This is a genomic window from Nonomuraea corallina, from assembly GCF_027620315.1.
In the GTDB taxonomy this organism is placed as follows: domain Bacteria; phylum Actinomycetota; class Actinomycetes; order Streptosporangiales; family Streptosporangiaceae; genus Nonomuraea; species Nonomuraea corallina.
Genome location: NZ_JAPNNL010000093.1, coordinates 1 through 26959 on the forward strand (window position 1 = coordinate 1; position 26959 = coordinate 26959).

Below are 26959 nucleotides of genomic sequence, written 5' to 3' on the forward strand. Positions count from 1 at the left end.
GCGGCCTGGGCGGGCGCAACCGGCCGGGCGGGCGGTCGTCGGTGACGGCCGAGACGGGGATCGACTCCACGGTGGGCCATACGTTCTCACTCATGACCGTCACGCGTACCCGGGAGCCGCCCGCCCTATCCTCGGCCGGCTAGGCGAGCCGCACCACGGCCCGCGCCTTGGACAGCACCCGCGCGTCACCCGACCTGGCGGTCAGCCCGACCACGACCTGGCCGTCGTCGAGCTTCTCCTCCACGACGCCGCTCACGGTGATCGTGGCGCCCTGGTCGTCGTCCGGCACGACCACCATCGACGAGAACCGCACGCCGAAGTCGACGACCGCGCCCGGGTCGCCGGCCCAGTCGGTGACGAACCGTCCCGCCTGCGCCATCGTGTACATGCCGTGCGCGATGACGTCCGGCAGGCCCACCATCTTGGCGAACCGCTCGTTCCAGTGGATCTGGTTGAAGTCGCCGGACGCCCCGGCGTACATCACCAGGTTGACCCGGCGCACGGGGTAGTCGACCGGCGGGATCTCCTGGCCGACCTCGACCTCGTCGTACTTCTGCGTCGCCGCCATGTCAGGCCGCCCCTCCACGCTCGACGATCGTGTTGTACGTGGTGCAGACCGGCTCTCCGGCCACCGTCGTGACGTCGCTCCTGACCGTCAGCAGCTCGTTGCGCCCGGCGGTGCGGATGTCGGTGATGGTCGCCGTGGTGACCAGCTCGTCGCCGGCGTAGACCGGGCGGGCGTACTCGAAGCGCTGCTCCCCGTGGACCACCATGGCGAAGTTGAGCCCCAGGTCGGGGTCGGCCAGCGCCTCGCCGCCGCTGCGCAGGCTGAAGACGATGGGGAAGGTCGGCGGGGCCACCACGTCGGGGTGGCCGGCCGCCTGGGCGGCGGCCTTGTCGTGGTAGATCGGGTTGTCGTCGCCGATCGCCGCGGCGAACTCACGGATCTTCACCCGGCTGACCTCGTACGGGGTGCTGGACGCGTAACTGCGTCCCACGAAGTCACGGTTCAAGGCCATCACTGCTCCCTCGCATGCACTGCTCCCTCGCATGTCTCACCGGCGCCGCGTCGTTGAGCCGAAGGTAACAGAACAAGGTTCGGCTGTCGCTGCGGATGGACTGCTTTTTGCCCGGCCCCGAACACGACGAACCGGCGCCCGCCGTGGGACGCCGGTTGTGCGATGAGTGGAAGCCGGAGTGACCGCCCGGGCGAGGACTAGCGAGTCTCGCGGTGCGCGCGGTGGCAGCGGCAGTTGGGGCAGTACTTCTTCAGCTCAAGCCGATCCGGGTCGTTGCGCCGGTTCTTCCGCGTGATGTAGTTGCGGTGCTTGCACTCCTGGCAGGCCAGCGTGATCTTCGGCCTAACGTCGGTGGCAGCCACGTGGGAGTGCCTTTCTACGTTCGGGACATGGACATGCCCGAACCCAGGCCGGTCGACCTGGGTGAGGGCAGTAGCGGAGGCCGGACTTGAACCGGCGACACAACGATTATGAGCCGTTTGCTCTGCCTGACTGAGCTACTCCGCCTTGCAGCCGGAAACGATCCGGCCCCGTAGAGGATACCCGACCCGGGGAGCGTCTACGTCACTCGCCTGATCGGGCAGGGTGGTTCCAGTATGCCAAAGGCACCCCCGGCGACACAAAACAAAAACCCCACCGTGGTGGGGTCTGTCGCTGGTGGAGCCCCCAAACGGAATCGAACCGTTGACCTTCTCCTTACCATGGAGACGCTCTGCCGACTGAGCTATAGGGGCCTGTCCGGCGCTGCGGACAGGTGTAACCATACACGGCGCTCAGCCTTGATGCGAACTCGTCCGGGCAGCCGGTCGCTCGGCCTGCGCGGGCCGCGCGGGCAGGGTGACGACCTCGCACAGGTCGGCCAGGTCGACGTGGCGCGCGACCTCGGCGACCGACGCGCAGTCGGCCACGAGCCGGCCGTCGCGGCGCACCCTCAGCACCTGCCGCCCGGCCCGCACGGCGAGCACGATCTCGTATCCGTCGCTCCCGACCCATCGCCTGTCCATAGCGGCACACACTAGCCCCCGGGTCTCTCATTTTTCACCGGGCGACAGACGTCACGCGTCAGTAGCGGTAGAACCCCAGGAAGCCGCGCACCCGGGCGATGTCGTCCACCCGGACGGTCGCCCCGGTCTCGGGCGCGTGCAGCATCCGCTCGCCGCCCAGGTAGATGCCGACATGCCGCGTCCTGAGCCGCTCCTTGGCGCGCTTGCCGAAATAGACGAGATCCCCCGGCAGCGGCGACCGGACCTTGCGCATCCGCCGTACGTGGTCGTCGGTGTTGCCCGGCCCGAGCACGTCCGCCCCGTGCGCGAGCGCGTACACCCAGCGGGTGAGACCGGAGCAGTCCAGCCCTCGCGTCCTGGTGGCGGGGCAGGGTTGGATCCTGCCCGTGTACCCCACGCAGGTCCCCGTGGACGGTCCCGGCCGCTCGGCGTGGCCGCCGCCCCAGGAGTAGACGATGCCGCGCTGCTCGATCTCGTACGCGACCGCGACGATGCGGGGTAAGACGTAACGCTTGACCGGGGCGGAGGCCGTGACGGCGAGCAGCAGGAGCACCACGGCGAGCAGAGCTCCGCGCTTCCCCGACACCCGCACCTCCCTGGTGATGCGGGATCAATCCTGCCTTATTGGGCTATTTGCCGCGTAGCGTGACCTCTGCCGTCCCGACGACGAACCGGATGCCGACCGCGCCCTTCTTCTTGCGCGGCTTGGTGGTGAAGGTGAACGTCCTCTTCTGCCCCAGCCGCAGCTCGTCGATGGAGCAGCGGAGCGCCGTGCCGCTGAACGCGCAGCCCGAGGACGCCCTGACCACCCGCTGACCGCCGAACGCCCGTCCGGAGACCTTGATGTCGGTGACCCGGTGCGGCCCGGTGTTGGCCACGGTCAGCCGGTAGGTGGTGCGGCCGCGCGCCCGGCCGGAGACGGTCACCTCGGCCGGCGGGTTGGCCATCGCCTTCAGCTCGTCCTCCGAGCCGTTGAACGCGTTCTGCCCGCCGGGCAGCGTGCCCTTGTCGGCCGACTGCCAGAACGTGTGCCGCTCCCACGCCTTGGGCAGCTCGCCCGGGTCGGCACCCCAGCGGGCGAGCCAGAGCGGGCTGGACGAGAACGCGGTGCTGTCGCCCGTGCACGTCCGCCACCAGCTCGTGGTGGTGTAGATGATCGCCCGCCGCCCGGTGCGTGCCCGGTAGGTCGCGGTGAAGTCCTTGATCCAGGCGACCATGTCCTTGACCGGCAGGTCGTAGCAGGAGTTCTTGCCGTTCCTGTTCTGGTACGGGTTGTCCTCCAGGTCGAGCACGCCGGGCAGGGTCCGCCCGTCGGCGCGCCAGCCGCCGCCGTTCGCCAGGAAGTGCTCGGCCTGCTGGGCTCCGCCCGACTCGTGCGGCTGCGCGAAGTGGTAGGCGCCGCGGACCAGCCCCGCCGCCGCCGCGCCGTCGAACTGCGCGGCGAAGAGCGGGCTGACGTAGTCGGGTCCCTCGGTGGCGTGCACGAAGGCGAACCGGGCGCCGCCGGACGCCGCCGCGGCCCAGTCGACCTCACCGGTCCAGTTGCTGACGTCCACCCCCGCCACGCCGTCCGCGGCCTGGGCGCTCTGCGCGCCCAGACCGACCGCCGCCACCACCGCGATGAGCATCAGACGCTTCACGCAGGGGATCATCCCAAAAAATTTTTACATGTACGGGGAAATCAGCACTTCAGAGGCTGAAAAGTTATTCATCAGGGCCATATGCGCCATGTGACGTTTCCGCAGGTCAGAGCCATATGTGTATGTCACATTCACGTTTGCCAAGAGCGCTTTCCCTGGCTGACACTTGAGCCGCTCCCATTCACCGCCCCCACCAGGGGTTTCTTCGCCATGCCCGAAGGAAGCACCATGATCCACACTCGAGGTCTGACCCGGACGTTCACCCTGAAGAAGAAACAGACCGTCGAAGCCGTACGAGGCATCGACCTGGACGTCGAGGCGGGACAGCTCGTCGCGTTCCTCGGCCCGAACGGCGCCGGTAAATCCACCACCCTGCGGATGCTCACCACGCTGCTGCCGCCGACGTCCGGCACCGCCACCGTCGCCGGCCGCGACGTCACGCGCGACCCCGATGGGGTGCGGGCCAGAATCGGCTACGTCGGCCAGAAGAACAGCGCCGGCGAGACCTTCCGCGTCGGCGACGAGCTCGTCACCCAGGGCCGCTGCTACGGCCTGACCACCGCGGAGGCCCGCCGCCGCGCCGGCGAGATGCTCGAACTGCTCGACCTGACACCGCTCGCCGCGCGCAAGCCCGGCACCCTCTCCGGCGGCCAGCGCCGCCGCCTCGACATCGCGCTCGGCCTCATCCACCGGCCCGGCCTGCTCTTCCTGGACGAGCCCTCGACCGGGCTCGACCCCAAGAGCCGCGCCGACATCTGGACGCACATCCTGCGCCTGCGCGAGACGCACGGGACCACCCTCTTCCTCACCACCCACTACCTCGAAGAGGCCGACAGCATGGCCGAGCGAGTGATCATCATCGACGACGGCCGGATCATCGCCGACGGCACGGCAGAACAACTCAAGAACGACCTGGCCGGCGACCGCATCCTGCTCACCGCGCACACCGCGCAGGACGCCGGACGGGCCGCCGCGCTCCTCGGCGGCGACGCCGACGGCCTCACCGTGCGGCTGCGGGCGGCGTCCGCCGCCACAGCCCTGCCCGAGCACCTGCGCACGCTGGAGGCGGCCGGCGTCAAGATCGCCGCCGCCGAGACCATCCGCCCCACCCTCGACGACGTGTTCCTCACCCTGACCGGGAGAAGCCTCAGCGATGACGATGTTCCTGCGTGACACCATGACCGTCTTCCGCCGCGAGTTCACCCCCTCGTTCAGGGAGCCCGCGGGACTGCTCTTCGAGATGGGGCAGCCGCTGCTGTTCCTCTTCCTCTTCGGGGCCCTGCTGGACGGCGCCGTGGGCTCGTCCTGGCAGTGGTTCGTGCCGGGCATCCTGGTGATGATGTGCCTGACCGGGCCCATGGCCTCCGGCTACTACCTGCTGGTGGAGCTGATCGGCGGCTCGATGGAGCGGATGATGGTCACGCCGCTCAACCGGACCGCGATGCTGGTCGGCAGGACGATGAAGGCGATGGCCGTGCTGCTCGCCCAGGCCGTGCTGATCATCGTGCTGGCGGTGCCGCTCGGGTTCGAGCCGCACCTGACGGGCGTGGCCGCCGGGCTGGCGCTGCTCATGGTGTTCGGGGTGGGCCTGGGCGCGCTCTCGTTCGCCCTGGCGATCAAGTCCGCGCCTGACGGCACGCTGTTCTGGACGGTCACCCAGGTGCTGTTGTTCCCGTTGCTGCTGCTGTCGGGGGTGCTGCTCCCGCTCGACTCCGGCCCCGGCTGGCTGCGGGTGGCCGGCGGGCTCAACCCGGTCGCCTACATCGTCGAGGCCGAACGCGCGCTCTTCTCCGGCCAGGCGCCGGGGCTGCCGGTGCTGTACGGGGTGCTCGCGGCGGCGGCGACGGCCGCGCTCGGCCTGTACCTCGGCAACCGCGCCATGCGCCGGGGCGTCTGACCTCCTGCCGCGGCGATCGGCCGGGTCACCCTGCGGCGGCCCGGTCGACGTCCGGCCCGCGGTAGGCGCGTTCCGGGATGCGGGCCAGCGTCGACTCCCGCACCTGCGGCCCGAGCCCGTACAGCTTCTGGAAACTCATGATCAGGGGCCGCCACCGGTCCGGGTCGATGTGGTCGTCGACGCCGTCCTTGCGGATCTCGTCGTGCACCCACACCCGCCGCACCCGTACCTCGAACGCGGCGATCCCGCCGTCGCCCACCGGGTGCTCGGCGACCACCACCGTCTCCATGCTCACCGGGCACTCGGCCACCCGGGGCGGGGCCACGGTCTCGCTCGCCACCGGCGTCAGCCCGGCTCGCTCGAACTTGTCCGGCACGTACCGGTAGCCCTGCTCGCGCTTCCACGGCGGCACGGGGTCGGCGCCGGTGGTCAGGGCGAGCCGGTCGACGGCGGCGGCGAGCGCGTCGGAGGGCAGGTTCAGCACGCATTCGCGCGCTCTGGTCATGTTGCGCGCGGTCTTGGACCGCCGGCCCAGGCCCAGCACTCCCCGGCGGCCGAGCCAGAACGCCGACGACATCGGGGCCAGGTTCGGCGTGCCGTCCTCGTTCAGGGTGGAGATCAGCACGACCGGGGTGCCGAAGTAGAGGATCGAGGGTTCGATGCGGGTGTGTGTCACGGATGACACTGTCGCGCCGCCCGGCGACGGGCACCGGCGGCATTCGGACCTGTCGTTCGTCCCGGGGTCCTGGATCGCGCTCTGGTGACCAGGCGGCGCTCAGCCGGATGCAAGGCTCTTCCAAGTCGGCTTCCCTAGCCTCCGTCGCCATGAGGAAGACACCTGTCATCGGCGCCGTCCTGGCCTTCACGATCGCCGCGAGCGCGCCCGCCCCGGCGCAGGCGGCCGCCGGCATCCACTGGGGCCCCGTCGCGTCGGCGGCCGGGCACTCCGGCAAGGCCAGGGCCGACGTCTGGATCAGCGACTTCAGCGCCGAGACGTTCGTCGTGCGCGGGAAGCTGTACGACCGCGACGCGCACGCCGGCCACTGCGCCTACGTCCGCGCCCGGTTCCACTACGCGGGCGGCGGCACCGGCTGGAGCCGTGCCAGCACGACCTGCGCGGGCAGGAAGTCGTTCCGGCTCTCGTCGGACGGCGAGATCAGGCGGGTGGACGTGCGGGTGTGCCTGTACGACCGGGCCGCCCGCAAGACCTTCAAGTGCCACGCCGACGCCATTAAGCCCGAGATCATCGCGAACTGGCCCCAGTGAGCCGGCCGTGACCGGTGCGGAAGGGGTTCCCGCCGGTCACGTTTCGCAGTAAGGACGGACGACAAGGGCGCCACGGCACAAAGTCGCGGCATTGAAACAAGGGACGATGCGACATGCCCTAGTACAATCGCGGAAATCTCCCGGTCTCGACATCAGGATGGGGGAAGGAGCCTGGTGGGTCAGATCGACGTCCTGCAGGTCGCCCGGGAGCTCAGCCGTGTTTCCCATCTCAGACCCGAAGAGCTGCTGGACGTGGTGAATACGGCTCTGGCGCCCGGCGAGTTGCACGTGGCTGCGTCTCCCCAGCCGTGGATATATTTTCTCAACATTGTCAAAAGTGCCATATCCACCGAAGACGGACGCCGCGCGTTGCAGCGCGGCGTCCAGTACGTAGGACCGGGCACCCCGTGGGCCGAACGCGTCATCAGGCTGCTCAGCCCGGCGGAGGATCTGCTCGACCCTCCCGAGGCCCTGCAGGTCGCCACCCTGCTGCGCGGGTGCGAGGTCGAGGACCTGCGGATCCTCTACCAGGTGGCCACCGAGGGCAAGGGCCGCGGCTTCCCCGGCGCCTTCCAGGACGCGGGCCATGTCTTCGAGTTCCTGCTCGACGCCCCCACCGGGGAGCGGCGGCTGCTGCCCCACCTGCGCTTCGCCGCGTACGTGCTCGGCCAGCTGCTGCAGCGCCGCACCGCCGACCAGGACACGGTCTCCGAGCTGAGCCGCTGGCTCTACCGCCAGCGCGACCAGCTCAGGGCCGAGAACAAGGACCCGGAGGCCACCGAGCTGGAGCGGCTGCTCCGCCAGCGGCTCGCCTTCGAGACCCGCACCGACCTGCCGACGTGCCTGATCGTCGAGATCGACCCGCTCGCCGTGCCCGACGGCGACGACGACCCGCACCTGGTCACCCACTGGACGCACAGCAGCCCCCTGGGCTGGAACCCGGAGCGCGGCGGCGAGGTCGAACTGCCGCTGGCCCGCGTCGCCGACCACGTCGTGGAGCTGGTGCTGGCGGCCGAGCGCGACTGGAGCCCCCAGCGGGGCGGCCCGCTGCTGCTGGAGTTCCGGCTCGCGCCGGAGCTGGTCAACCTCTCGGTCGACCAGTGGCCGAGGAGGATCAGCGAGGAGCTGCCGCCCCGCGCGCTGGGCGCCGACTACGAGGTCGTCCTGCGCAGCGACCGGCGGCTGCGCCCGGACAACACCTACCGGCGCTGGTACGACCGGTGGCACGTCTTCCTCGACGGCAGGGGCGCCGCCCACCTGGCTCCCCTGGACGACGGCGACGCGGGGAACGTGCACGCCAGCCTGATGGGCGGGGCCGACGTGGTGGCGTGCGTCCTGTCCGCGCCGCCCGACAGCCCTCAGGGCAGGGCGCAGCTCGACGCCGCGATGGACGCCGGGGTGCCGATCGTCCTGTGGTGCCGGGACTCGGCGACCAACGGGGAGTTCCGGAAAGCCGTCACCGAAGTGCTTCAGCCGCAGAAACTCAAGAAACTACCGGAGAGTATTCACCAACTGCGCAGCTCAACGCCGACGTGCGGCAATGTGGCCCTTCTCTGGGACGATCCCGGGCGGCCAATTCCGGAAGTGCAGCCGTTGAGAAGTCCTTCCTAAAAGGTTGCGCCGACGGGCGATCAAGGAGATCCTCAGGTAAGTCCGCAATTCCACACTCCCCAGCCCGGACTTACGAGTGAGGACCACCCGCAGATGAGCGTGGATCGACCACCCATGGAGCGGCTTCCCGGGGAGGGTGGATCGGCGGCCATTCCGCGAGGGTGGCTGGTCTACAGCGGCACCGGGCAGCCGCGCGATGGCCTGCGCCTGCTCGACGAGCTGCCGCCCCCGCCGCCGTGGCGGGACTTCGACGGCGGCCCCGTCCTGCCGCCGCCCCCCGAGGACCTGCCCGAGCTGCGCAGGCGGCTCGGCGACGCCATCCGGCGCAGCCCCGACGAGCAGGAGATCCTGGCCATCAACGCGGCCCTGTGCCTGCGCCGGCCGCTGCTGGTGACCGGGCCGCCCGGCGTCGGCAAGTCCACGCTCGCCTACCAGGTCAGCCGCGAGCTGCGGCTGGGGCCGGTGCTGCGCTGGCCCGTCAACAGCCGCAGCACCCTGCGCTCGGGCCTGTACGACTACGACGCCGTGGCGCGCGTGCAGGACGCCCGGCTCAAGGGCGTCGAGCCGCAGGTCGGCGAGTACGTCCAGCTCGGCCCCCTGGGCACCGCGCTGCTGCCGCACGAGCTGCCGCGCGTGCTGCTGATCGACGAGTTCGACAAGTGCGACGCCGACCTGGCCAACGACCTGCTCGACGTCCTGGAGGAGGGCGGCTTCCTGATCAGGGAGCTGTTCCGCGCGCGGGCCCGCGAGCCCGAGTCGACCGTCTACACGGCCGACCGCGAGGGCACCGCGCTCGTCAGGGAAGGCTGGGTCGGCTGTCGCGCCTTCCCGTTCATCGTCATCACCAGCAACGGCGAGCGGGAGTTCTCGCCCGCGTTCCTGCGCCGCTGCATCCGGCTGGAGATGGCCCAGCCCGGCGAGGAGCGCCTGGCCGAGCTGGTCGGCGCGCACTTCGCCGACCGCTCCACGCCCCATCAGGACCGCGTCATCCGAGAGTTCCTGGCGTACCGCAGGCACAGCCCGGTGGCCGCCGACCAGCTGCTCAACGCGCTCCACCTCGTCATCAACGGGAACGCCGACCCCGACGACCGCTCCTGGCAGCGGATCCTCGACGTCGTGCTGCGACGGCTGGACGAGGCGGGCGCGGGGTGAGCCGCCCGGCCGACCCACCGCCGGACCGCGTGCCGCACTGGCAGGACTCAGCCGACCTGCTCTGGCTCGCCGCACTGGCGGCCCGCCGGCCGGACACCCCCAGCGGGGACAGACCCCCGGCTCGCCTCCCGCCGCCGGCGCCGCCGCCGGAGCCACGCTCTGGACCCCCCGACACCCCGCCCACCGACCACGCCCAGCCGGCCCCTCCCCACCTCGGGGGCGGGCCGTTCGGCGTGCCCGCCGTCCCCGACCCCGTCGGCGGGGCCGAGCCCTCCCAGGAGGTCGCGCTCGCCTCGGCGGCGACCCGGCGACGCGCCGTCACCCGCGCGATGCTCGCCTTCCGCCGCCTGACCGCGTCCGCGCACGGCACGAGCGAACTGGACGAGGAGGCCACGGCCGAACGGGCCGCCGAGGACGACCTGTGGCTCCCGGTCCTGACCTCCCCGCTCGAACGCTTCCTGGACCTCGACCTCGTCATCGACGACAGCCGCTTCGCCCTGCTCCACCGCGACGCCGCCACCGGCTTCGCCGCCGCGCTCACCGACACCGCCGCCTTCCGCACCGTCCGCACCTACCTGCTCGACACCGACGTCAAGCACGAGTACGAGCTGTTCCTGCGCAGCGGAGGGCCCGGCGGCCGGGTCATGCCGGCCTCCTCGCTGGCCCGTCCCGGCTCCGGCCGCCGGCTCGTCGTCGTGCTGACCGACGGCGTCGGCGACGCCTGGCACACCCGCGCCGCGCACCGCAAGCTGGCCCGCTGGGGCGCCGCCCACGCCCTCGTGGTGATCCACCTGCTGCCCGCGCGGCTGTGGCGGCGTACCGGGATCACGCCGGAGCGGGCCGTCTTACGCAACCGCCGCCCGGCGGGACCGGCCGGCGGGTACGTCCACGCCGCGCCGCCCGGATCGGTGCCCGTGCCGGTCATCGGACTCGACGCCGCCCAGGCTCGCTCCTGGGCTGCCTTCGCCATGGCGGCCCGGCCGGTCTGGCACGGCACGATCGTGGCCTGTTCGCACGACCAGGCCGAACCCGACCCCGAGCCGCCGCCGGAGGGCGAGCTGTCGGCCGAGCAGCGGGTCTGGCGCTTCCGCATGGGCGTCTCGTCCACGGCGTTCGAGCTGGCCGTGCACCTGGCCGCCGCGCCGCTCAACCTCTCGGTCGTCCGGCTCGTACGGCGCAAGCTGGTGCCGCGCGCCACGGACGCTCACCTCGCCGAGGTGCTGGGCAGCGATCTGGTACGCCGCGCCGAGCCGCACCCGGTCAGCCCGAGCGTGCCGTACGACTTCGTGCCCGGGGTGCGGGCGGAGCTGCTGCTGGCGGGGCGGCGCTCGAGCACCGCCGAGGTGCTGGTGACGGTCGTCGACCACCTGAGCCAGGAGGTCGACGAGCTGAAGGCGCTGCGCGAGGTGATCGTCTCCCCCGGCAGGGCCGCCGTGCCCGAGCTGTCGCCCGAGCTGTCGCCGCTCGTCGAGCCGACCGTCTCGGCGCTGGAGGCGATGGCCGGGAGCTACACCGCGCCGGCCCGTCACCTCAGGGATGCGATGAGTGACCAGCTGGGCAGGAGTGAAGAGCCGCAGGTTGGGCACGCCTCGAACCGCGATCTGCCTCGCCCTGAGGACAGTGTTTACACCCATGTTGTCAAGGACCTGCCGACGCCTGACCCCTTTGGAGTGACGATCAACATGACCGCGACGCCTGTGGCACCGAAACGCGAGTCGCACGAGCCGACGCCGGTGTGGAATGTGCCGCAGAAGAACCACAATTTCACCGGCCGCGAGGAGATCCTCGGCCAGCTGCACGAGCGGCTGTCGAGCGGGACCACCGCGGTGCTCCCGGAGGCGCTCCACGGGCTCGGTGGCGTGGGCAAGTCGCAGATCGCCGTCGAGTACTGCTATCGGCACCAGAAGGAGTACGACCTCATCTGGTGGATCCCCTCCGAGCGCCTGACCATGGTCCGCCAGGCGTTCGTCGATCTGGCCGAGCAGTTGGATCTGCGGGTGTCGGAGCCCAACGTCGCGGAGATCGCGGTGAAGGAGGCGCTGCGGCTGGGCCGGCCGTACGGCAACTGGCTGCTGGTCTTCGACAACGCCGAGGACGTGGAGGAGATCAAGAAGTTCTTCCCCACCAACGGGCCCGGCAAGATCATGGTCACCTCGCGCTCGCGTGACTGGTTCGCCTACGCCACGCCGCTGGAGGTGGACGTCTTCACCCGGGCGGAGAGCCGCGACCTGCTCCGCCGCCGCGGCCCCGACCTGAGCGACCACGACGCCGACCAGATCGCCGACCGCCTCGGCGACCTGCCCCTGGCCATCGAGCAGGCGGCGGTGTGGCTCGCCGAGACGGGCATGCCCGTCTCGGAGTATCTGGAGCTGTTCGACGCCCAGCGCAACGAGCTGCTCGACGTCGAGGGCACCGAGAAGTCCGTGGCGGCGGCCTGGAACGTCTCCTTCGACCGCCTGCGCACCACCAACCCCGCGGCCCTCCAGCTCCTGCAGGTCTGCGCCTTCCTCGCGCCCGAGCCGATCCCGAGGTCGCTGCTGGTCGGCAGCCGCGACCTGGAGGGCCCGGCGGAGCTGCTGGAGGTGCTGCAGGACCCGATCGAGATCAGCCGGACCACCCGGGCGCTCAACAGGTACGCCCTGGCCAAGGTCAACTACCGCGACAACACCATCTCCCTGCACCGCCTGGTCCAGCGCGTGGTGACCAGCCAGCTCAGCGAGAACGAACGCCACCAGCTGCGCCACTGCGGCCACCTGCTGCTGGCCAACGCCGACCCCAAGGCCCCGGGTGACCAGTCGCGCTGGCCCGGCTACCACGCGCTGTTCCCGCACATCTTCTCCTCGCGTCTGGAGGAGTGTCCCGACCCGTGGGCCAGAGGGTTGATGCTCAACACCATCGACTTCCTGTTCCTGTGGGGAGACCGGGCCGGCTATCTGTCCATGGCCGACCGCGTGGTGCGGGCCTGGAGCGAGCAGCTGGGGCCCGAGCACGACGCCACGCTGACGGCCGAGCTGCGCCTGGGCCGCGCCAAGCGCCTGTTCGGCCACTTCGAGGAGGCGTACCGGCACCACCTGCACGCGCGCGACGCGCTGCGCGAGCGGCTCGGCGCCGACCACGAACGCACCCTCGAAGCGCAGGGCTATCTCAGCGCCGACCTGCGCTACCTCGGCCGGTTCACCGAGGCGATGGAGATCGACCGCGAGGCCTACGAGACGCTGCGCCGCACCTTCGGCCCGGACGAGCCGCTCACCCTGGAGCAGGCCCACCTGCTGGCCATCGACTACCGCCTGGCCGGCGACCCCGTCCGGGCCAGGGAGCTCGACGAGGACACCTACCAGCGCAAGCTGGAGCTGCTGGGCCCCGACAGCCGCAGCACGATCAGCACCCGGCTGGCGCTGGCCGTCGACGTCATGGAGTGCGGCGAGTATCTCGCGGCCCGTGACATGCAGGAGGAGCACACCCACGAGCTGCGCTCCCGCCTCCAGAACTCCCATCCGTCCACGATGGACGCGATCCTGCTGCTGTCGGTGATGAGCCGCAAGGCCGGGCGCAACGACGAGGCGCTCAAGCTCTCCGAGGAGGCGATGTCGCTGTTCAAGGCCCGCTACGGCGAGGAGTCGCAGACCACCGTGGCGGTGGTGCTCAACCACGCGCTCAACCTGCGGGCCATCGGCGACCTGTCGCAGGCGGTGGAGCTGGGCCAGCTGGCCCGCGAGCAGTATTCACGCATCTTCGGCCCGAACCATCCCAACACCCCCACGGCGGCGGTCAACATCGCCGTCGCGCTGCGCCTCATGGGCCGGGTCGAGGAGGCGCGCGCCCTCGACCGCGAGTCGCTGGACGAGCTGACCAGGATGCTGGGCGCCGAACACCCGCGCACCCTCCTGTGCGCCATCAACTACGCCAGCGACCTGTACGCCCTGGGCGCCTACGAGGAGGCGTTGAGCCTCGACCGCCAGACGCTGGAGCGGCTGAGCAGGCACCAGGGCGGCGACCACCCGACGACCATCGCCTGCCTGTTCAACCTCAGCCTGGATCTCAAGGCCGTGGGCCAGGACGAGGAGGCGGCGGTGCTGCAGTCCCGGGCGATGGACGCCTACCGTCGGGTGCTGGGCGACGACCACGCCGCCCTGCTCTCGCGCGCGCAGGGCAGGAGGGCCAACTGTGACATCTACCCGATGCCCGTATGACGCGCGCCCGCGGCCCCGAGGCGGCGATTCCCGTATCGACACGTACCCGAGAACCGGAGTATGACGACGTGCAGGTGCCCTGGCGGAAGTCGAGTTGGAGTGATGACGGTGCGGGCTGCGTGACGGTGGCCTACCTCGGCACGTCCTGTGCGGTCAAGGACAGCCGGACGGCCGGACCGTACTTCGTGGTGTCGATCGACTCCTGGCGGGCGTTCGTCGCCGGCGTGAAACGTGGGGAGATCGTCCCGGAGGTCGTGACCGGGCCGGATGGGGCGCCGTCGCCGCGCCCCATCCACTCAGACCGAGCGTGACTTGATCGCGTCGACGAAGCTCTGCCAGTCCTCACGCGAAACGCTCAGGTGCGGGCCGGACGGGTCCTTACTGTCGCGGACCGCGACCCGCATGCCGTGGGGCGCGACCTCGACACAGGTGCCGAGGTCCTGCTCGGTGCAGTGGGAACTCCTCCGCCAGGCAGGCGCTGGAAGCATTTTCACTCCTTATTTGACTACTGTCAGCGACAGCTTAACTACTCTACTTCCCGTTGCCGGCAGGCTTTAACGGGAATAAACAAGGGACGCCATATCGGACAAATCCCGAATTAACTCTTAAGATGGGCACATGCTGCCCATGAAGCCCAAAGCTACAGATTTCGACCTTTCCTCAATCACGTGGATTAATGGCGCTTCCGATCGTGATCTTAGTGATCCCGTGGAGGTCGCGTTCGTCGAAGACGTGATCCTCATGCGCAACGGCGGCCAGGCCGACGGCGCGATCCTGGTGTTCACGCAGCTCGAATGGGAGGCGTTCGTCGCGGGAGTGCTCGACGGCGAATTCGACTACGACTGAGCCCGATAGCCGGCGATCGCGGCGGCCAGCTCGCGCACAGGGGCGGAGTCGCGGCCGTCGAGACGTTCCACGACCTCCTGGAGACGCCCCAGCCCGTCGTCGTACTCCGCGCACACCCGGGCCAGGCTCAGCAGCGCCGAACGGGCCGAGTCGGACTGCCGGACCCGCCCGGAGATGTCGGGGCCGAGCAGGAGCAGCACGTCGTCGCGCCCGGCCGGCGTGCGCAAGGCGCCCACCCGCTCCATGACCTCCACCAGATCCAGCAGGGACAGCGGGCGGCGTTCCCGCGCGGCCGGTGGCAGGGCTTCCAACAGTGCCCGCGTGTAGGCCGCGGCGGCCGTCGCCGCGGGCCGATGCCAGTCGTCGTTCTTCGCCGCGTCGCCGTGGTCGCTGACGCCGCGCACGACCAGACACTCACGACCGCCCAGCCAGGCGCTCGACGCCGTTCCCGCGCCCTCCATCTCCATCGCCAGCACCCCGTGCTCCCGCGCCAGCTCGTCGCGGCGGGCCGCGCTGCGCAGGAGTTCGTCGCCGCTGCCGATGGCGCCGTGGAAGACCCGTACCTCGCCCCCCGGCGACTCGAAGCCGGGCAGCGGCGTCAGCCACCGCTCCCACGGCCGCTCCCCCTTCAGCTCCGCCACCCGCAGGTCGTTGACCGCGCGCAGCAGCAGCGGGGAGGGGACGAGGGTGTGACCGCGGAGCGTGCCGCCGTCGTCGGTGACCCGCCGGTGGCTGTAGTGGACCACGCCGCCGGTGCCGACCACGACGTCGCCGAGCCGTACGCCGTGCTGCGGGACGCCCAGCGCGATGCCGCACATGATCACGGCCCGGATCCGCGGGAAGCTGCGCACCAGGTGCGCGCAGGCGTCGGCGGCCACCACGTTGCTGGTCGCCGCGAGCGACGTGATCACCACGTCGCCGCAGGCCAGGCGGGCCATGAGGTAGTGGTTGCCGTCACCGTCCGCGCGCACCGGCTCCACCGGGCCGAGCGCGTGCTGGAGGGCCGCCGCCTCCACGGGCAGCGCGGTGATGACTCCGATCATGGCCACTCCTCGGGAGCGCAGGGGCCTCCACCCTAGACCGCCGGGGACGGGTGGATCACGATGGTGCCATGCAGGAACTGATCATCGGCATCGTGAGCTCGCTCCTGGCCGGCGGCATCACCGTCGCCGCCGGCTGGCTCGGCCTGGCCTGGCCCAGGCGGGTGCTGGTGCGCGGGCTGTCGAAGCTGACCGGGGTGGGCGTCGAGCGCTCCTACGCCAAGCAGTCGGCGGCCAATTCCGACCTCGCGGCCGACCTGCGCGGAGCCCGCTGGATCAAGGTGTTGACCGGGCGGGGCAACGAGCTCACCCGCGACAGCTTCCAGGTCGTCTGGCAGGGCGGCAACCCGGTCCTGGAGCACGTGCACGTCCTGCTGCCCGACCCGGACGACCCCGGAGGCTGGCTGGCCACGAGGGTGCGGGAGGTGCAGCGCGCCGACCCCGCCTTCGGCGAGGAACTGCTGGCCGACCAGTTGCGTGCCAACATCCGCTACCTGGACGCGGTCTCCGGCCGCGACGCCAAGGTCGAGGTCAGGCTCTTCGACGCCCCGCACACCTACCGCGTGATCCTCACCGACCGCCTGGCCTACTTCACGCCGTACCAGCCCGGGATCCACGCCCGGAACTCGCCGTGCCTGGTCTTCCGCAGCGGCAGCGCCATGTACGACCACCTGCTGCGCAGCTTCGACGTCATGTGGCAGCAGTCGGTCAGCGGCCGGCCGGACGAGCGCTCAGTCTGACGGCTCGTCGAGCAGCGGGACCAGTGTCCCCCAGTTGGCCCTGGTGGCCGCCGTCGCGCCCGCCACGTCGCCCGCCTCGCACAGCGCGATGATCCGGTCGTGCTGGGCGACCGACTCCCGGCCGCTCAGCGAGGAGAACCGCAGCCGCTCCAGCCGCCGCAGCACCGGCGTGTACCGCTCCAGGACGTCGCGGAGGGCGTCGTTGGCACTGGCGGTGACCAGCACGCCGTGGAAGTCGTCGTCGGCGGCGATCGCCGCGGGCACGTCGTCGCGGCGCAGCGCGTCGGCGAACCGCGCGTTCGCCCCGCGCATCGCGTCCAGCTCGGCGGAGGACAGGGCGGGCAGGGCCTCCCGGACGGCGAGCTCGTGCATGGCGGCCGTGACCGACTGCGCGTTGCGGGCGGCGCGCACGTCGACGGGGCTGACGATCGTGTAGCGGCCGGGCTTGGTCCTGACCAGGCCCGCCTGCTCCAGCCGCGCCAGCGCCTCGCGCACCGGGGTCCGGCTGACGCCGAGCCACTCGACCAGGTCGGCGTCGTTGAGGCGCTCGCCGGGGGCGAGGGTGCCGTCGACGATGGCGTCCCGGATCGCCCGGTAGGCCTCGTCCCTGAGCAGCGACCTGGAGACGAGTCCGCGACTCGGAGGAACCGGCATGCAACATATTGCATCGGCCGCCCCGACGACTGTCAAACAAGGTGCCCCCGGCCGCTCTCTGGCAGGGTGGCGACATGGGCACGGCGGGTGGCGAGCATCGAGGCACTCCGGAGCGGGACACGACGGAGCGGGACACGACGGAGCTGGGCACCACGGAGCGGGTGCTCACCCTGCTCGGACTGTTGCAACAGCGCCAGGTCTGGACCGGTCCCGAACTGGCTGACCGGCTCGGCGTCACCACGCGTACGGTGCGGCGCGACGTGGAGCGGCTGCGCGCCCTGGGATATCCGATATCTGCCGGCCAGGGCATCGGCGGCGGCTACCGGCTCGGCCCCGGCCAGGACCTGCCGCCCCTCCTGCTCGACGACGAGGAGGCCACCGCCACCGTCGCCGCCCTCCTCACCGGCGCGGGAAGCGCAGGCGGCGCGAGAACGGGTGGCGCCGGCGCGGGCGGCACGGACGGCGGCGGCCCGAGGGCGGCGGGTGGGGACGCGGCGCTCCGGGCGTTGGCCAAGCTCGACCGGGTGCTGCCGACCCGGCTGCGGCACCAGGTGCGGGCGCTGTCCGGCTCTGTGGAGTCCTTCGCCGGCGGCCGCGCCCCGGTCGACCCGGACGTGCTCATGACCCTGGCCAGAGCCTGCCGCGACGAGGTCGAGGCGGGCTTCGGCTACCCGTCAGGGGACGAGGTGCGGCGGCGGCGGGTCGAGCCTTACCGCCTGGTCGCCTCCGACCGGCACTGGTACCTCCTCGCCTACGACCTCGACCGCGACGACTGGCGCACCTTCCGCCTCGACCGGATGACCGAGGTGTCGGCCCGGACCTGGCGCTTTCGCCCCCGCCCTGCGCCTGACGCGGCGGCGTACGTGCAGGAAGGCGTGGCCAGCAAGGTCTACCCGCACCGGGCGCGCTTCCTCGTCCACGCCCCGGCGGACACGGTGCGCGCACGGCTGCCCGGGGCGGCGGCGGTCGTCCGGCCGCGCGGGAGCGAGCGTTGCGAGCTGACCAGCGGCGCCGCCAGCCTCGACTTCGTGCTCATGCACGTGCTCCTGCTCGGCTACGACTTCGAGATCCTCGACCCCCCGGAACTCGGGGCCCGCTGCCGTGTCCTGGCAGAAAGGCTGCTGTCGGCCGCCACGACGATCGCCCCCCAGGCCAGGACGCCCACGTGAAAACATGACACAAGGTGTCGGGTTATGGGTCCAACCTGGGCCGGCAGCCCTACGACAGACAAGGACCAGGATGCGTGAAACACCAGCGGAGCTGGAGGCACTCCAGGCGCTCCTCGACGCCTCGCTCTCCCGCTCCACCTCCCACCTCCGCTCGATCATCAACACCGACCACACGCTGACCGCGGCCCAGCTCACCCAGGTCCTCACCGGCATGTGCACCCTCGCCCTGTCCACCGTGACGGCGAAGGGCGAGCCCCGCATCAGCGGCGTGGACGGGCACTTCCTGCACGGCATGTGGCACTTCGGCACCGCGCGCGAGGCCGCCAAGGCCCGCCACCTCGCCGCCCGGCCCGCCGCCAGCGCCGCCCACCTGCGCGGCGAGGACCTCGGCGTCTTCACGCACGGCACGGTGGAAATCCTCAATCCCCGCAGCGGCCCGCCGTCCCCGGACTGGCCGGACCTGCTCGCGTACCTTCAGGACTTCTACGGCGGCGACTCCTTCGACTGGGACGAGGAGGTGGTCTACTACCGGCTGCGTCCGCACTGGATGACCGTCTACACCCCCGACCCGGCCAAACTGATCGCCGGTTAGGCCGGGCACGGCCGTCAGTCCAGGCAGAACTCGTTGCCCTCGGGATCGGCCATCACGATGGTCCCGGCGTCCAGCGGAGGCCCGGGCTCGATGCGGTACAGCCGCTCCGCCCCCAGCGCGACGAGCCGCGCGCACTCATCCTCCAGCGCCGCCATCCGCTCCTCCCCCTGCAGCCCGGGAGCTGCGCGGACGTCGAGGTGCACGCGGTTCTTGGCGGTCTTGCCCTCCGGCACCCGCTGGAAGAACAGCCGCGGGCCGTGCCCTTCCGGGTCCTCGATGGCCGACCTGCTGTTGCGCTGGTCTTCCGGCACGCCGATCCGCGCCAGGAAGTCGTCCCACGCGGCCAGCGGGTCGGCGCCCTCGGGCACGTCCACCCCGGGCGGGCCCGGGTGGACGTAGCCCAGGACGTCGCGCCAGAAGGACGACAGCGCCCGCGGGTCGTGGGCGTCGAAGGTGACCTGGACATGACGGCTCATGGTTCGCTCCGTTCACAGCTTTCTCATTGCGGTGAAGGCCGGACGGGCCGGCCCCGGCCGGAGTCGTCTCCGGCCAGGTGACTCACCCTGCCCCATCCAGCGGACAGCATCGGTCCGCTAGCCGGACCGGACGGGTCACGGGCCGTCGCCGCGCCGACGCGGCTCGACGAGGCCCGCCTCGTAGGCGGCGATGACCAGTTGCGCGCGGTCGCGGGCCTGCAGCTTGGCCAGTAGGCGGCTGATGTGCGTCTTGACGGTCCCGGGGCTCAGCTGGAGCTGATCGCTGAGTTCGGTGTTGGACAGCCCGTGGGCGACGAGGGTGAGCACCTCGAGTTCTCGATCGGTCAGGGTGTCGAGCCCGTGGAAGATCCGGGGCGCGGGACGGCGGACGAACTCGGCGATCAGGCGCGTGGTGACGCTCGGCGCGAGCAGCGTCTCGCCCGAGGCGACCACCCGGATCGCGTGCAACAGGTCGTCGGGGGGCGCGTCCTTGAGCAGGAACCCGCTGGCGCCCGCCCGCAGAGCCGAGTAGACGTACTCGTCCAGGTCGAAGGTGGTCAGGATGAGAACGCGGGTCTCTCCGACGATCTGCCTGGTGGCGGTGATGCCGTCCGTCTCCGGCATCCTCACGTCCATGAGCACCACGTCGGGCGACTCCTTCCGCGTGAGGACCACCGCCTCCCGCCCGTCGGCGGCCTCGCCGACCACGGTGAGGTCGTCCTGCGACTCGATCAGCAGGCGGAAGCTTCCTCGCAGCAGAGCTTGGTCGTCGGCGACGAGCACGCGAATCACCGCTCACTCCCCCAGTCTCGGCATGATCCGAACACGGCTCCGGATGACCGGTTCCGCCCTCACGCCACTCCCTACCATGGACACCGGCCCGCGGTCCTGGCCCATGGGTGAGGGACCTGTCCGCGCCAAGAGCTCTCGCCATGGCAGGAGATCACCGCACCCGGCGCCGATGACGTCATACGCCGGACTCGGCCGAGGTCCCACCCGACGGCGGGCCGACCTGCAGTGCCCCCCAAGAGGGCGTGCGCTCGCCCTTCGGGCGACCGGTGTGGGCGCGGTCATGGGACCTCCCACGAGGCGGACACGCCGAACCCGCCCCCCGGCAGCGGCCCCGCCTCGAAGACACCCCCGTACATCGTCACCCGCTCCCGCATCCCCGCGATCCCGTGTCCGGCCCTGTCGACCAGAGGGACCCGCCGACCTGGCCCGTCGTCGACCACGGAGATCCGTAAGAGCCCGTCGACGACCGAAACGCTGACGCGGCAGCGGGTGGGAGCCGCGTGTCTGACGGCGTTGGTGATCGCCTCCTGGACGATGCGGTAGACGGACAGCCCCATGTGCTCGGGTACGGTCCCGTTCACCGAGAGGTCGACCTGCACGCCGGCCTCCGCTGCCCGGTCCGCCATGGACGGCAGGTCGGCGAGACCGGGGAGCGGCGCGCTCTCCGGCGTGCTGCCGGGCGACCGCAGCGCGCCGAGGAACTGGCGGATCTCGACCAGTGAGTCGCGCCCGATCTCCTCGATGGCCTGGAGAGCCCGGCGGCCTTCCTCCGGATGCTTGTCGAAGACCTTGGCCGCCACGCCCGCCCTGACGGTGATCATGCTCATCGAGTGGGCGAGGACATCGTGCAGCTCGCGCACGATCCGCAGCCGCTCGTCGATCATCGCCTTCTCGGCCTGTCTCTCCGCCTCGCGCGCGGTGAACTCACGGCGGGTGCGCGCCGCCGCGCCGAGGCTCCAGGTCGCACCCACGACCAGCCAGGCCATGCCGATGACGAAGACGGGATCCGGCCAGCCGTTGGCCTGCCGGGGGACGCCGCTCAGCAGGACCAGCAGAACGGCCCCGGTGACGATCAGCCCCGGCACCAGAGCGATCGCCGATCGCCGCACCGGCCGGGTGGTCGAGACCGTGTAGAGGGTCAGGGCGATCGCCGCGATCATCATGACGCGGTCCGCCCCCAGCAAGGGCACGAGAAGGCTCGACAGGAGCGCGCCGCAGTAGGCCGGCACCGGCCAGATCCTCCGCACTGCCACGGGCAGCCAGGTCAGCGCCGACGCGGCGCCCGCGGTCAAACTCGGCGCGGTGGTCGCGGCCCCCAGAGCCGGCAGCGCGGCGAGAGCGACGTCGGCGAGGACGAGCAGTCGCGCGGGCAGCGGCCGGGCGAGCGGATTCATGCCTCGACGTTATCGAGGAGCGGCCCCATCCGAATCGGAGCAGGGGCCGTCAGACCAGGGTCTTACTCGGCCCGCGGACTGCCGCGTCCTCAGCCCTTGGTCCGACCGCCGAAATCAGACTCGGCTCCGATGTGCGAACCCGCCCACGCGCCCGATCCTTGGCCCATGAATCGACGCACGCTCATCGCCCTGTGCCTCGCCGCCTGCCTCACCGCGTCGTTCGCGAGCGTCCCGCTGGCTTCGGCTCAGGCTCATGGCCTCACCTGGAAGGAGTGCGGCGACGGCCTGCGATGCACCGACCTGGTCGTTCCCGTCGACTGGGCCGATCCGGGCGGGCCGAGGACCTCTGTCCACGTGGCCATGCTGCCCGCGACGGGCAGGAGCCTGGGGCCGCTGATCGTCAACTTCGGAGGGCCGGGCACCAGCACGGTGATGCTCCGGCCGACAGCCGGTCCCGACGCTCCGCCCGAGCTGCCGGCCCTGCTCAAGGAGCTGCGGAGCCGCTTCGACGTCATCGCCCTCGATCCGCGCGGGATGTCCGAGCAGAGGACCGGCAAGGCGATGAGCTGCGCGGAGCCCGCGGCTTCCATCTTCGGTCTCGTCACCGCCCGCACGAAGGCCGACTGGGACGCCCACGCCGCCCAGAACGCAGCCCATCAGGCAAGCTGCCACAAGGCGGCCAAGTCCGCGTGGCACGGGCTGACGGCGTGGAACGTCGCCCACGACCTCGACGCGCTCAGGACCCGGCTCGGCCAGGAGAAGCTTCGCTATGCGGGCAACTCGTACGGCACCGTCTACGCACAGGCGTATCTGGAGTTGTTCCCGCAGCGGGTGGGCCGGATCTACTTCGACGGGACCGCCGATCACACGCAACCGGACCTGGAGGCGTGGCTGCGCTCCTACGCGCTGACCCAGGAGCGGCATCTCACCCGCTTCCGCGACTGGTGCGCCGGCCAGAGGACCTGCGCCCTGCACGGCAGGGATGCGGGCAGGGCGTGGGACGAGCTGGTCGCCAGGGCTCGCCGGGCGCCGCTACAGGCCACGGCCGGGCGGACGGTGCACGAGGGTCAGGTGTACGCGGGGGCCATCAAAGGCATGAATCCCCCGAGATGGCCGAAGCTCGCGACGGCCATCCGCAAGGCCCTCGACGGCGATGCCACGGACTTCCTGACGGAGCTGGGCCCGGATCAGGGCAGTTCGTCCGTCGGCGGAGCCTCCCTGTGCAACGACTTCATGCCGCAGTTGCCGACGTACGAGGAGTTCCAGGCCATTGAGTCCAGCCTCCGCGAGATCGCGCCGAGGTTCGGCTGGATCGAGGGCCGCTTCGAACTCGGCCGCTGCTGGGGACGCAGCGGAGGCGCGTCCTGGGCACCGCACCCGTTGCGCGTCAGGGACGTCCCTCCGGTCCTCTTCGCGATCGGGGAGCTCGACAACAACACCAATGTCCTGGGGCAGCACCGCGTGGCCGCGCAGGTTCCCTCCGCGCGGGTCCTGCCGCACGGCGACGGCCACGCGTCGTGGGCGGCCAACTCCTGCCTGCGGCGGCATGTCCTGGCCTACCTGACGACGGGCGCGCTGCCCGCGCCGGGCACGCGCTGTCCCGCCGAGCGGATCCAAGAGGTGGGGAGATGATCGAAGTTCTGGATCTGACGAAGGTGTACGGTTCCACGCGGGCGGTCTCCGGGCTGTCCTTCCATGCCGAGCCCGGGCAGGTCACCGGCTTTCTCGGGCCCAACGGCGCCGGCAAGTCCACCACTATGCGCGTGATCCTCGGCCTCCACGCGCCCACCTCGGGCCGGGCGCTGATCAACGGCGTCGCCAAGCGTGACCTCCGACACCCGATGCGCGAGGTCGGCGCCATGCTCGACGCCACCGAGGTGCAGGGCGGACGCAGCGCGTTCGACCACCTCCAAGCCCTCGCGCACGCCGGCGGGCTGTCCAGCCGCCGGGTCGTGCACGTGCTGGAGGAGGTGGGCCTGACCGGGGCGGCGCGTAAGCGGATCGCCGGGTTCTCCCAGGGGATGCGCCAGCGGCTCGGCATCGCGGCGGCGCTGCTCGGTGATCCGGGGGTGCTCATTCTCGACGAGCCCGTCAACGGCCTCGACCCTGACGGCATCCGCCGGCTCAGGGCGCTGCTGAGATCGCTGGCGGCGGAAGGGCGGACCGTCCTGCTGTCGAGCCATCTGATGACCGAGATATCCCTCACCGCCGACAAGCTCGTCATCATCAGCCACGGCCGACTGATCGAAGACACCACGGTGGCGCAGCTCCAGGCCCGCTTCGTCGGCGACGTTCTGGTGAGATCCCCGCACGCGACCCGCCTGGCCGGGGTGCTGGAGGCGGCCGGAGCGACCGTCCGCCGAGACACCGCCGCCGAGACGATCCCGCGCTCGGCCGCTCCCTCCGCAGGCGAAGAGGAGCTGCTGGTGACGGGCCTATCCGCAGCCGCCATAGGCGACGCCGCATTGGCGAGCGGCTGCGCCGTCCACGAGCTGACGCCACGGCGCGCGTCGCTGGAAGAGTCCTTCCTGGAGCTGACTCGATGATCAACCTCCTGGCCTCCGAATGGCTCAAGCTTCGCTCACTGCGCGCCACCGCCTACGTCCTGGCCTCCACACTGTCCGCCCTGGCTCTCACAGGCCTCGCCGCCTTCTCGGTCTCGCGCTACTTTGACACCCACGGTGCCGGAGGTGAGCCCGTCGGCACCGGGCTCGGCTTCAGCGCCGACCTCACTGCCGTGCTCTTCGGCTTGCTGGGCGTGCTCGCCATCTCCGGCGAATACGGCACCGGCATGATCAGGCTGACGCTGATCACGGTCGGGCGTCCGTGGATCCTGCTCCTGGCCAAGGCGGTGGTCGTGGCCACCGTGGCCGCCGTCGTAGGCCAGGCGCTGGCGTTCGCCGCCTACCTCACCGCGCAGGCGGCGGTGGGCGGGCGCCCGATCGGCGCCTCGCTCTCGGAGCCGGCGGCCCTGTCCGAGGTGCTGGCGACTGGAGTCGGCTCCGCCGCCGCGGTGCTGGGGCTGGGCCTGGCGACGCTGCTGCGCTCGACTCCCGGAGCGATCGTCGCGCTGGCAGGGCTCCTGCTCGCCCCGACCATGGTGGAGCGCTTCCTGCCCGCCCCGTGGAACGACTGGACCGGCTCCCTGACGGTCCCGTCGCTGACGAGGCAACTGGGCGGGGTTCCCGACTCGGGTGCCTTCGGCCCGCTCGCGGCCACCATGATCCTCGCCGGCTACGTCCTCCTGACCCTCCTCGCGGCCTCTTGCGCAATCACCCGCCGCGACGCCTGATGGCGGCGACCCCCGAGAGCGGTGCTGACCCGCCGCGACGCCTCATGGCGGCGTTGACCCGCCGGACAGCCCTTGATCCTGCGGTTCGGACGGCCACCGGCGAGCCGCGCGGTACGGGTCCAGGCGGAGAGCCGGCCGGACCGCGCGGACGCCGCACGTCTGCTGGGCGACCCATCGGTTCACCGGCGTCGGCCGACGGTCAGGGTGGCTGACCAGTGGCGGGTGAGGCGTCCGTCCGGGCGGGCGGAGAGCAGGCGGCGTATCTCCCGGTAGAGGTGCTCGCGCTTGGCCGGCTCCATGGCGATGTGGCCGGAGAACGTGTCGAGCAGGGCGAGATACTCGTCCGCCGTGTAGCGCGACGCCCACACGTACAGCTTCGTCCCGGCCACCGTGAAGTGCCCGGAGGACTCGAACTCGGCGACCAGCGGGTTGGGCCGGTCCTCGGGCGTGGGCCCCGGCCACGGGCCGTCGTGGCCCTCGCCGATCTCCTCGTAGACCCGCTGGATCTCGGTGAAGAACGGGTCGAAGTCCGCCGGCATCGCGTGCTCCGCGTTCCACACGGCCAGGTGGCCGCCCGGGTCGAGGAGGGCGGCGGCCTTGGCGTAGCGGATCCGCGGGTCCACCCACTTCCAGGCCGTGGCCGCGTACACCAGGGCGAAGCGGAGGCCGGCCGGTGGCTCCCAGTCCTCGAACGACGACGTGACCACGGACACGTCCGCGTACGCGGCGAGGCGGAGCCGGGCCTGCGCCGCGAGGGCCTCGCCGAGTTCGACAGCGGTGATCCGGAATCCCGTCCGGGCCAGTGGCAGCGTCGCCTTCCCCGGGCCGCACCCGACTTCGAGCAGGTGGGCGGGCGGCCTGACTCGCGTGATCTCCAGCAGGTCGGTGTAGAGCTCGGCGGGGTAGTCGGGGCGCGCGTCCTGGTAGGAGGCGGCCGCCCGGTCGAAGGTGGCACGCAGCCGGTGCAGATCGCGGGACATGCGCCCATCCTGACAGCGACGCCGGGGCCGCCGCCGTGAACGGGCCTCGTCCGCTGATGAAAAATCTTGAGGGAGCCTGTAGTGGAGAGGCTCTCCCGTTCGTCATCAACCCGACGACCGAGGAAACTCACGACAGGAGTGACGCCATGCGCTACCTCATGCTGGTGTGCACCGACCCCGACTACACCCCCGGCCAGGAGGACGGCGCGCCCGACGTGGAAGAGTGGGTCAAGGAGATGGACGGCAGAGGGGTCCGGCTGATGGGCAACCGCACCCGCCCGGCGAGCGACGCGACCACCGTCCGGGTCCGCAACCGCGAGGTGCTGCTGACCGACGGCCCGTACGCGGAGACCAAGGACCAGATCGCCGGCTTCGACATCCTCGAATGCGCCGATCTGGACGAGGCCATCGAGGTCGCGTCCAAGCACCCGATGGCGTGGGAAGGGATGATCGAGCTGCGTCCGTTCTGGCCGGACGGCGAGGACTAGCGATCGACGAGGTGAAGGACCGGATCGCCGGGATCTACGCCGAGGGGTGGAGCCGGATCGTGGCCGCCATGATCCGGTTCACCGGCGGCGACTGGGATCTGGCCGAGGAGTGCGCCCAGGACGCGTTCACCCAGGCGCTGCGGGCCTGGCCCGGGTCAGGGGTGCCCGACCAGCCGCTGGCGTGGCTGACTACCACGGCCCGGCACCGCGCGATCGACCGGATGCGTCGCGTGGCCAAGGAGGCGGCGAAGCTGCGGGAGGTGGCCGCGATGGACCAGGACCCGCCGCCCTACGTGCGCGACGCCGACATCCCCGACGAGCGCCTGGAGCTCATGTTCACCTGCTGCCATCCGTCGCTGAACCTCGACGCCCAGGTGGCGTTGACGCTGCGGAGCCTGGCCGGCATGAGCACCGCGGAGATCGCGCGGGCGTTCCTGGTGCGGGAACGCACGATGAGCCAGCGCATCTTCCGCGCCAAGCAGAAGGTCGCGCACGCGGCCATCCCCTTCCGGGTGCCGCCCGCGCACCTGCTGCCGGATCGCCTCCCCGCCGTCCTGCACGTGCTCTATTTGCTGTTCAACGAGGGGTACGGGGACCCGCGCAAGGCGCGGCTGTGCCGGGAGGCGATCCGCCTGGCGCGGCTGGTGACGGAGCTGATGCCGGACGAGCCGGAAGCCCAGGGTCTGCTGGCGCTGATGCTGCTGCACGACGCGCGGC

General features: G+C 71.2%; 30 protein-coding genes and 2 tRNA genes. 16 read left to right on the forward strand and 16 right to left on the reverse strand.

The features are described 5' to 3' along the window. Nucleotides 1–139 precede the first annotated feature (139 nt). From OUY22_RS21960 to OUY22_RS21995, 8 genes are all read right to left on the reverse strand, one after another. Nucleotides 140–568 carry a MaoC family dehydratase gene (locus tag OUY22_RS21960; RefSeq protein ID WP_270156963.1) on the reverse strand — a complete coding sequence of 143 codons (429 nt, stop codon included), beginning with the start codon at nucleotides 566–568 and terminating at the stop codon, nucleotides 140–142. Nucleotide 569: 1 nt separating this feature from the next. Next, the gene (locus tag OUY22_RS21965; protein ID WP_270156964.1) at nucleotides 570–1019 is read right to left on the reverse strand and encodes a MaoC family dehydratase N-terminal domain-containing protein; all 450 of its coding nucleotides are present in this window, start codon (nucleotides 1017–1019) and stop codon (nucleotides 570–572) included. Nucleotides 1020–1216: 197 nt separating this feature from the next. Next, entirely contained in the window at nucleotides 1217–1381 is a 165-nt protein-coding gene (gene rpmG / locus OUY22_RS21970; protein ID WP_019632658.1) for a 50S ribosomal protein L33, read from the reverse strand. A gap of 71 nt (nucleotides 1382–1452) precedes the next feature. Further along, nucleotides 1453–1526: transfer RNA gene (locus OUY22_RS21975), tRNA-Met, on the reverse strand. 151 nt (nucleotides 1527–1677) lie between these two features. Beyond that, nucleotides 1678–1753: transfer RNA gene (locus tag OUY22_RS21980), tRNA-Thr, on the reverse strand. Nucleotides 1754–1792: 39 nt separating this feature from the next. Beyond that, nucleotides 1793–2023: a transposase gene (locus OUY22_RS21985; protein ID WP_270156965.1), complete on the reverse strand. Its 231-nt coding sequence runs from the start codon at nucleotides 2021–2023 to the stop codon at nucleotides 1793–1795. A 58-nt stretch (nucleotides 2024–2081) separates the two neighbouring features. Then, nucleotides 2082–2609 (reverse strand): C40 family peptidase, encoded by a 528-nt coding sequence (locus tag OUY22_RS21990; protein ID WP_270156966.1) that lies wholly within the window; start codon nucleotides 2607–2609, stop codon nucleotides 2082–2084. Nucleotides 2610–2652: 43 nt separating this feature from the next. After that, nucleotides 2653–3663 carry a GH25 family lysozyme gene (locus tag OUY22_RS21995; protein ID WP_270156967.1) on the reverse strand — a complete coding sequence of 337 codons (1011 nt, stop codon included), beginning with the start codon at nucleotides 3661–3663 and terminating at the stop codon, nucleotides 2653–2655. A gap of 228 nt (nucleotides 3664–3891) precedes the next feature. On the opposite strand from OUY22_RS21995, the gene OUY22_RS22000 reads away from it, so the two are divergent. Continuing rightward, the gene (locus OUY22_RS22000) at nucleotides 3892–4836 is read left to right on the forward strand and encodes an ATP-binding cassette domain-containing protein (protein WP_270156968.1); all 945 of its coding nucleotides are present in this window, start codon (nucleotides 3892–3894) and stop codon (nucleotides 4834–4836) included. Beyond that, on the forward strand, nucleotides 4817–5560 hold the full coding sequence (locus OUY22_RS22005) for an ABC transporter permease (RefSeq protein ID WP_270156969.1): 744 nt from the start codon (nucleotides 4817–4819) through the stop codon (nucleotides 5558–5560). The genes OUY22_RS22000 and OUY22_RS22005 overlap by 20 nt, the downstream gene beginning before the upstream one ends. Nucleotides 5561–5585: 25 nt before the next feature. On the opposite strand, the gene OUY22_RS22010 is transcribed toward OUY22_RS22005, so the two are convergent. Then, nucleotides 5586–6236: a flavin reductase family protein gene (locus OUY22_RS22010; RefSeq protein ID WP_270156970.1), complete on the reverse strand. Its 651-nt coding sequence runs from the start codon at nucleotides 6234–6236 to the stop codon at nucleotides 5586–5588. A 149-nt stretch (nucleotides 6237–6385) separates the two neighbouring features. Between OUY22_RS22010 and OUY22_RS22015 the strand changes: the two genes are divergently transcribed. The 5 genes from OUY22_RS22015 (at nucleotide 6386) to OUY22_RS22035 (ending at nucleotide 14090) form a co-directional block, all read left to right on the forward strand. Further along, entirely contained in the window at nucleotides 6386–6826 is a 441-nt protein-coding gene (locus tag OUY22_RS22015; protein ID WP_270156971.1) for a hypothetical protein, read from the forward strand. A gap of 369 nt (nucleotides 6827–7195) precedes the next feature. Next, on the forward strand, nucleotides 7196–8437 hold the full coding sequence (locus OUY22_RS22020; protein WP_270156972.1) for a VMAP-C domain-containing protein: 1242 nt from the start codon (nucleotides 7196–7198) through the stop codon (nucleotides 8435–8437). A gap of 114 nt (nucleotides 8438–8551) precedes the next feature. Continuing rightward, on the forward strand, nucleotides 8552–9589 hold the full coding sequence (locus tag OUY22_RS22025; protein WP_270156973.1) for an AAA family ATPase: 1038 nt from the start codon (nucleotides 8552–8554) through the stop codon (nucleotides 9587–9589). Next, nucleotides 9586–13779 carry an FxSxx-COOH system tetratricopeptide repeat protein gene (gene fxsT / locus OUY22_RS22030; RefSeq protein WP_270156974.1) on the forward strand — a complete coding sequence of 1398 codons (4194 nt, stop codon included), beginning with the start codon at nucleotides 9586–9588 and terminating at the stop codon, nucleotides 13777–13779. Before OUY22_RS22025 ends, fxsT begins: the two co-directional genes overlap by 4 nt. Continuing rightward, nucleotides 13776–14090 (forward strand): DUF397 domain-containing protein, encoded by a 315-nt coding sequence (locus OUY22_RS22035; RefSeq protein WP_270156975.1) that lies wholly within the window; start codon nucleotides 13776–13778, stop codon nucleotides 14088–14090. Before fxsT ends, OUY22_RS22035 begins: the two co-directional genes overlap by 4 nt. Here OUY22_RS22035 and OUY22_RS22040 read toward each other — a convergent pair. Then, entirely contained in the window at nucleotides 14076–14267 is a 192-nt protein-coding gene (locus OUY22_RS22040; RefSeq protein WP_270156976.1) for a DUF397 domain-containing protein, read from the reverse strand. The genes OUY22_RS22035 and OUY22_RS22040 overlap by 15 nt on opposite strands. A gap of 220 nt (nucleotides 14268–14487) precedes the next feature. On the opposite strand from OUY22_RS22040, the gene OUY22_RS22045 reads away from it, so the two are divergent. Beyond that, nucleotides 14488–14625 carry a DUF397 domain-containing protein gene (locus OUY22_RS22045; protein WP_270156977.1) on the forward strand — a complete coding sequence of 46 codons (138 nt, stop codon included), beginning with the start codon at nucleotides 14488–14490 and terminating at the stop codon, nucleotides 14623–14625. Here the strand turns inward: OUY22_RS22045 and OUY22_RS22050 are convergent. After that, entirely contained in the window at nucleotides 14616–15668 is a 1053-nt protein-coding gene (locus tag OUY22_RS22050) for a phosphorylase family protein (protein ID WP_270156978.1), read from the reverse strand. The genes OUY22_RS22045 and OUY22_RS22050 overlap by 10 nt on opposite strands. A gap of 68 nt (nucleotides 15669–15736) precedes the next feature. Between OUY22_RS22050 and OUY22_RS22055 the strand changes: the two genes are divergently transcribed. After that, nucleotides 15737–16405, forward strand: coding sequence for a hypothetical protein (locus OUY22_RS22055; RefSeq protein ID WP_270156979.1), 669 nt, complete (start codon nucleotides 15737–15739; stop codon nucleotides 16403–16405). On the opposite strand, the gene OUY22_RS22060 is transcribed toward OUY22_RS22055, so the two are convergent. Further along, nucleotides 16397–17059, reverse strand: coding sequence for a GntR family transcriptional regulator (locus tag OUY22_RS22060; RefSeq protein ID WP_270156980.1), 663 nt, complete (start codon nucleotides 17057–17059; stop codon nucleotides 16397–16399). The genes OUY22_RS22055 and OUY22_RS22060 overlap by 9 nt on opposite strands. A 74-nt stretch (nucleotides 17060–17133) precedes the next feature. On the opposite strand from OUY22_RS22060, the gene OUY22_RS22065 reads away from it, so the two are divergent. After that, entirely contained in the window at nucleotides 17134–18228 is a 1095-nt protein-coding gene (locus OUY22_RS22065; protein WP_270156981.1) for a helix-turn-helix transcriptional regulator, read from the forward strand. A gap of 70 nt (nucleotides 18229–18298) precedes the next feature. Then, nucleotides 18299–18820, forward strand: coding sequence for a pyridoxamine 5'-phosphate oxidase family protein (locus OUY22_RS22070; RefSeq protein WP_270156982.1), 522 nt, complete (start codon nucleotides 18299–18301; stop codon nucleotides 18818–18820). A 14-nt stretch (nucleotides 18821–18834) separates the two neighbouring features. Here OUY22_RS22070 and OUY22_RS22075 read toward each other — a convergent pair whose 3' ends face one another. From OUY22_RS22075 to OUY22_RS22085, 3 genes are all read right to left on the reverse strand, one after another. Next, the gene (locus tag OUY22_RS22075) at nucleotides 18835–19296 is read right to left on the reverse strand and encodes a VOC family protein (protein ID WP_270156983.1); all 462 of its coding nucleotides are present in this window, start codon (nucleotides 19294–19296) and stop codon (nucleotides 18835–18837) included. Between the two features lie 135 nt (nucleotides 19297–19431). Beyond that, on the reverse strand, nucleotides 19432–20088 hold the full coding sequence (locus tag OUY22_RS22080; RefSeq protein ID WP_270156984.1) for a response regulator: 657 nt from the start codon (nucleotides 20086–20088) through the stop codon (nucleotides 19432–19434). A 278-nt stretch (nucleotides 20089–20366) separates the two neighbouring features. Continuing rightward, the gene (locus OUY22_RS22085) at nucleotides 20367–21482 is read right to left on the reverse strand and encodes a sensor histidine kinase (RefSeq protein WP_270156985.1); all 1116 of its coding nucleotides are present in this window, start codon (nucleotides 21480–21482) and stop codon (nucleotides 20367–20369) included. Between the two features lie 165 nt (nucleotides 21483–21647). On the opposite strand from OUY22_RS22085, the gene OUY22_RS22090 reads away from it, so the two are divergent. Genes OUY22_RS22090 through OUY22_RS22100 form a run of 3 tightly spaced genes read left to right on the forward strand, consistent with a single transcriptional unit; the run spans nucleotide 21648 to nucleotide 24774 of the window. Next, a complete protein-coding gene (locus OUY22_RS22090; RefSeq protein ID WP_270156986.1) occupies nucleotides 21648–23114 on the forward strand; it encodes an alpha/beta fold hydrolase in 1467 nt (488 codons plus the stop codon). Then, nucleotides 23111–24028, forward strand: a complete 918-nt coding sequence (locus OUY22_RS22095) for an ABC transporter ATP-binding protein (protein ID WP_270156987.1) — start codon at nucleotides 23111–23113, stop codon at nucleotides 24026–24028. The genes OUY22_RS22090 and OUY22_RS22095 overlap by 4 nt, the downstream gene beginning before the upstream one ends. Continuing rightward, nucleotides 24025–24774 carry a hypothetical protein gene (locus OUY22_RS22100; protein ID WP_270156988.1) on the forward strand — a complete coding sequence of 250 codons (750 nt, stop codon included), beginning with the start codon at nucleotides 24025–24027 and terminating at the stop codon, nucleotides 24772–24774. The genes OUY22_RS22095 and OUY22_RS22100 overlap by 4 nt, the downstream gene beginning before the upstream one ends. Before the next feature lie 179 nt (nucleotides 24775–24953). Here the strand turns inward: OUY22_RS22100 and OUY22_RS22105 are convergent, their stop codons facing one another. Beyond that, the gene (locus OUY22_RS22105) at nucleotides 24954–25754 is read right to left on the reverse strand and encodes a class I SAM-dependent methyltransferase (protein WP_270156989.1); all 801 of its coding nucleotides are present in this window, start codon (nucleotides 25752–25754) and stop codon (nucleotides 24954–24956) included. A 146-nt stretch (nucleotides 25755–25900) separates the two neighbouring features. Between OUY22_RS22105 and OUY22_RS22110 the strand changes: the two genes are divergently transcribed. Then, nucleotides 25901–26242: a YciI family protein gene (locus OUY22_RS22110; RefSeq protein WP_270156990.1), complete on the forward strand. Its 342-nt coding sequence runs from the start codon at nucleotides 25901–25903 to the stop codon at nucleotides 26240–26242. 11 nt (nucleotides 26243–26253) lie between these two features. Beyond that, the coding region (locus OUY22_RS22115; protein WP_270156991.1) for an RNA polymerase sigma factor at nucleotides 26254–26959 on the forward strand (706 nt) is incomplete at its 3' end.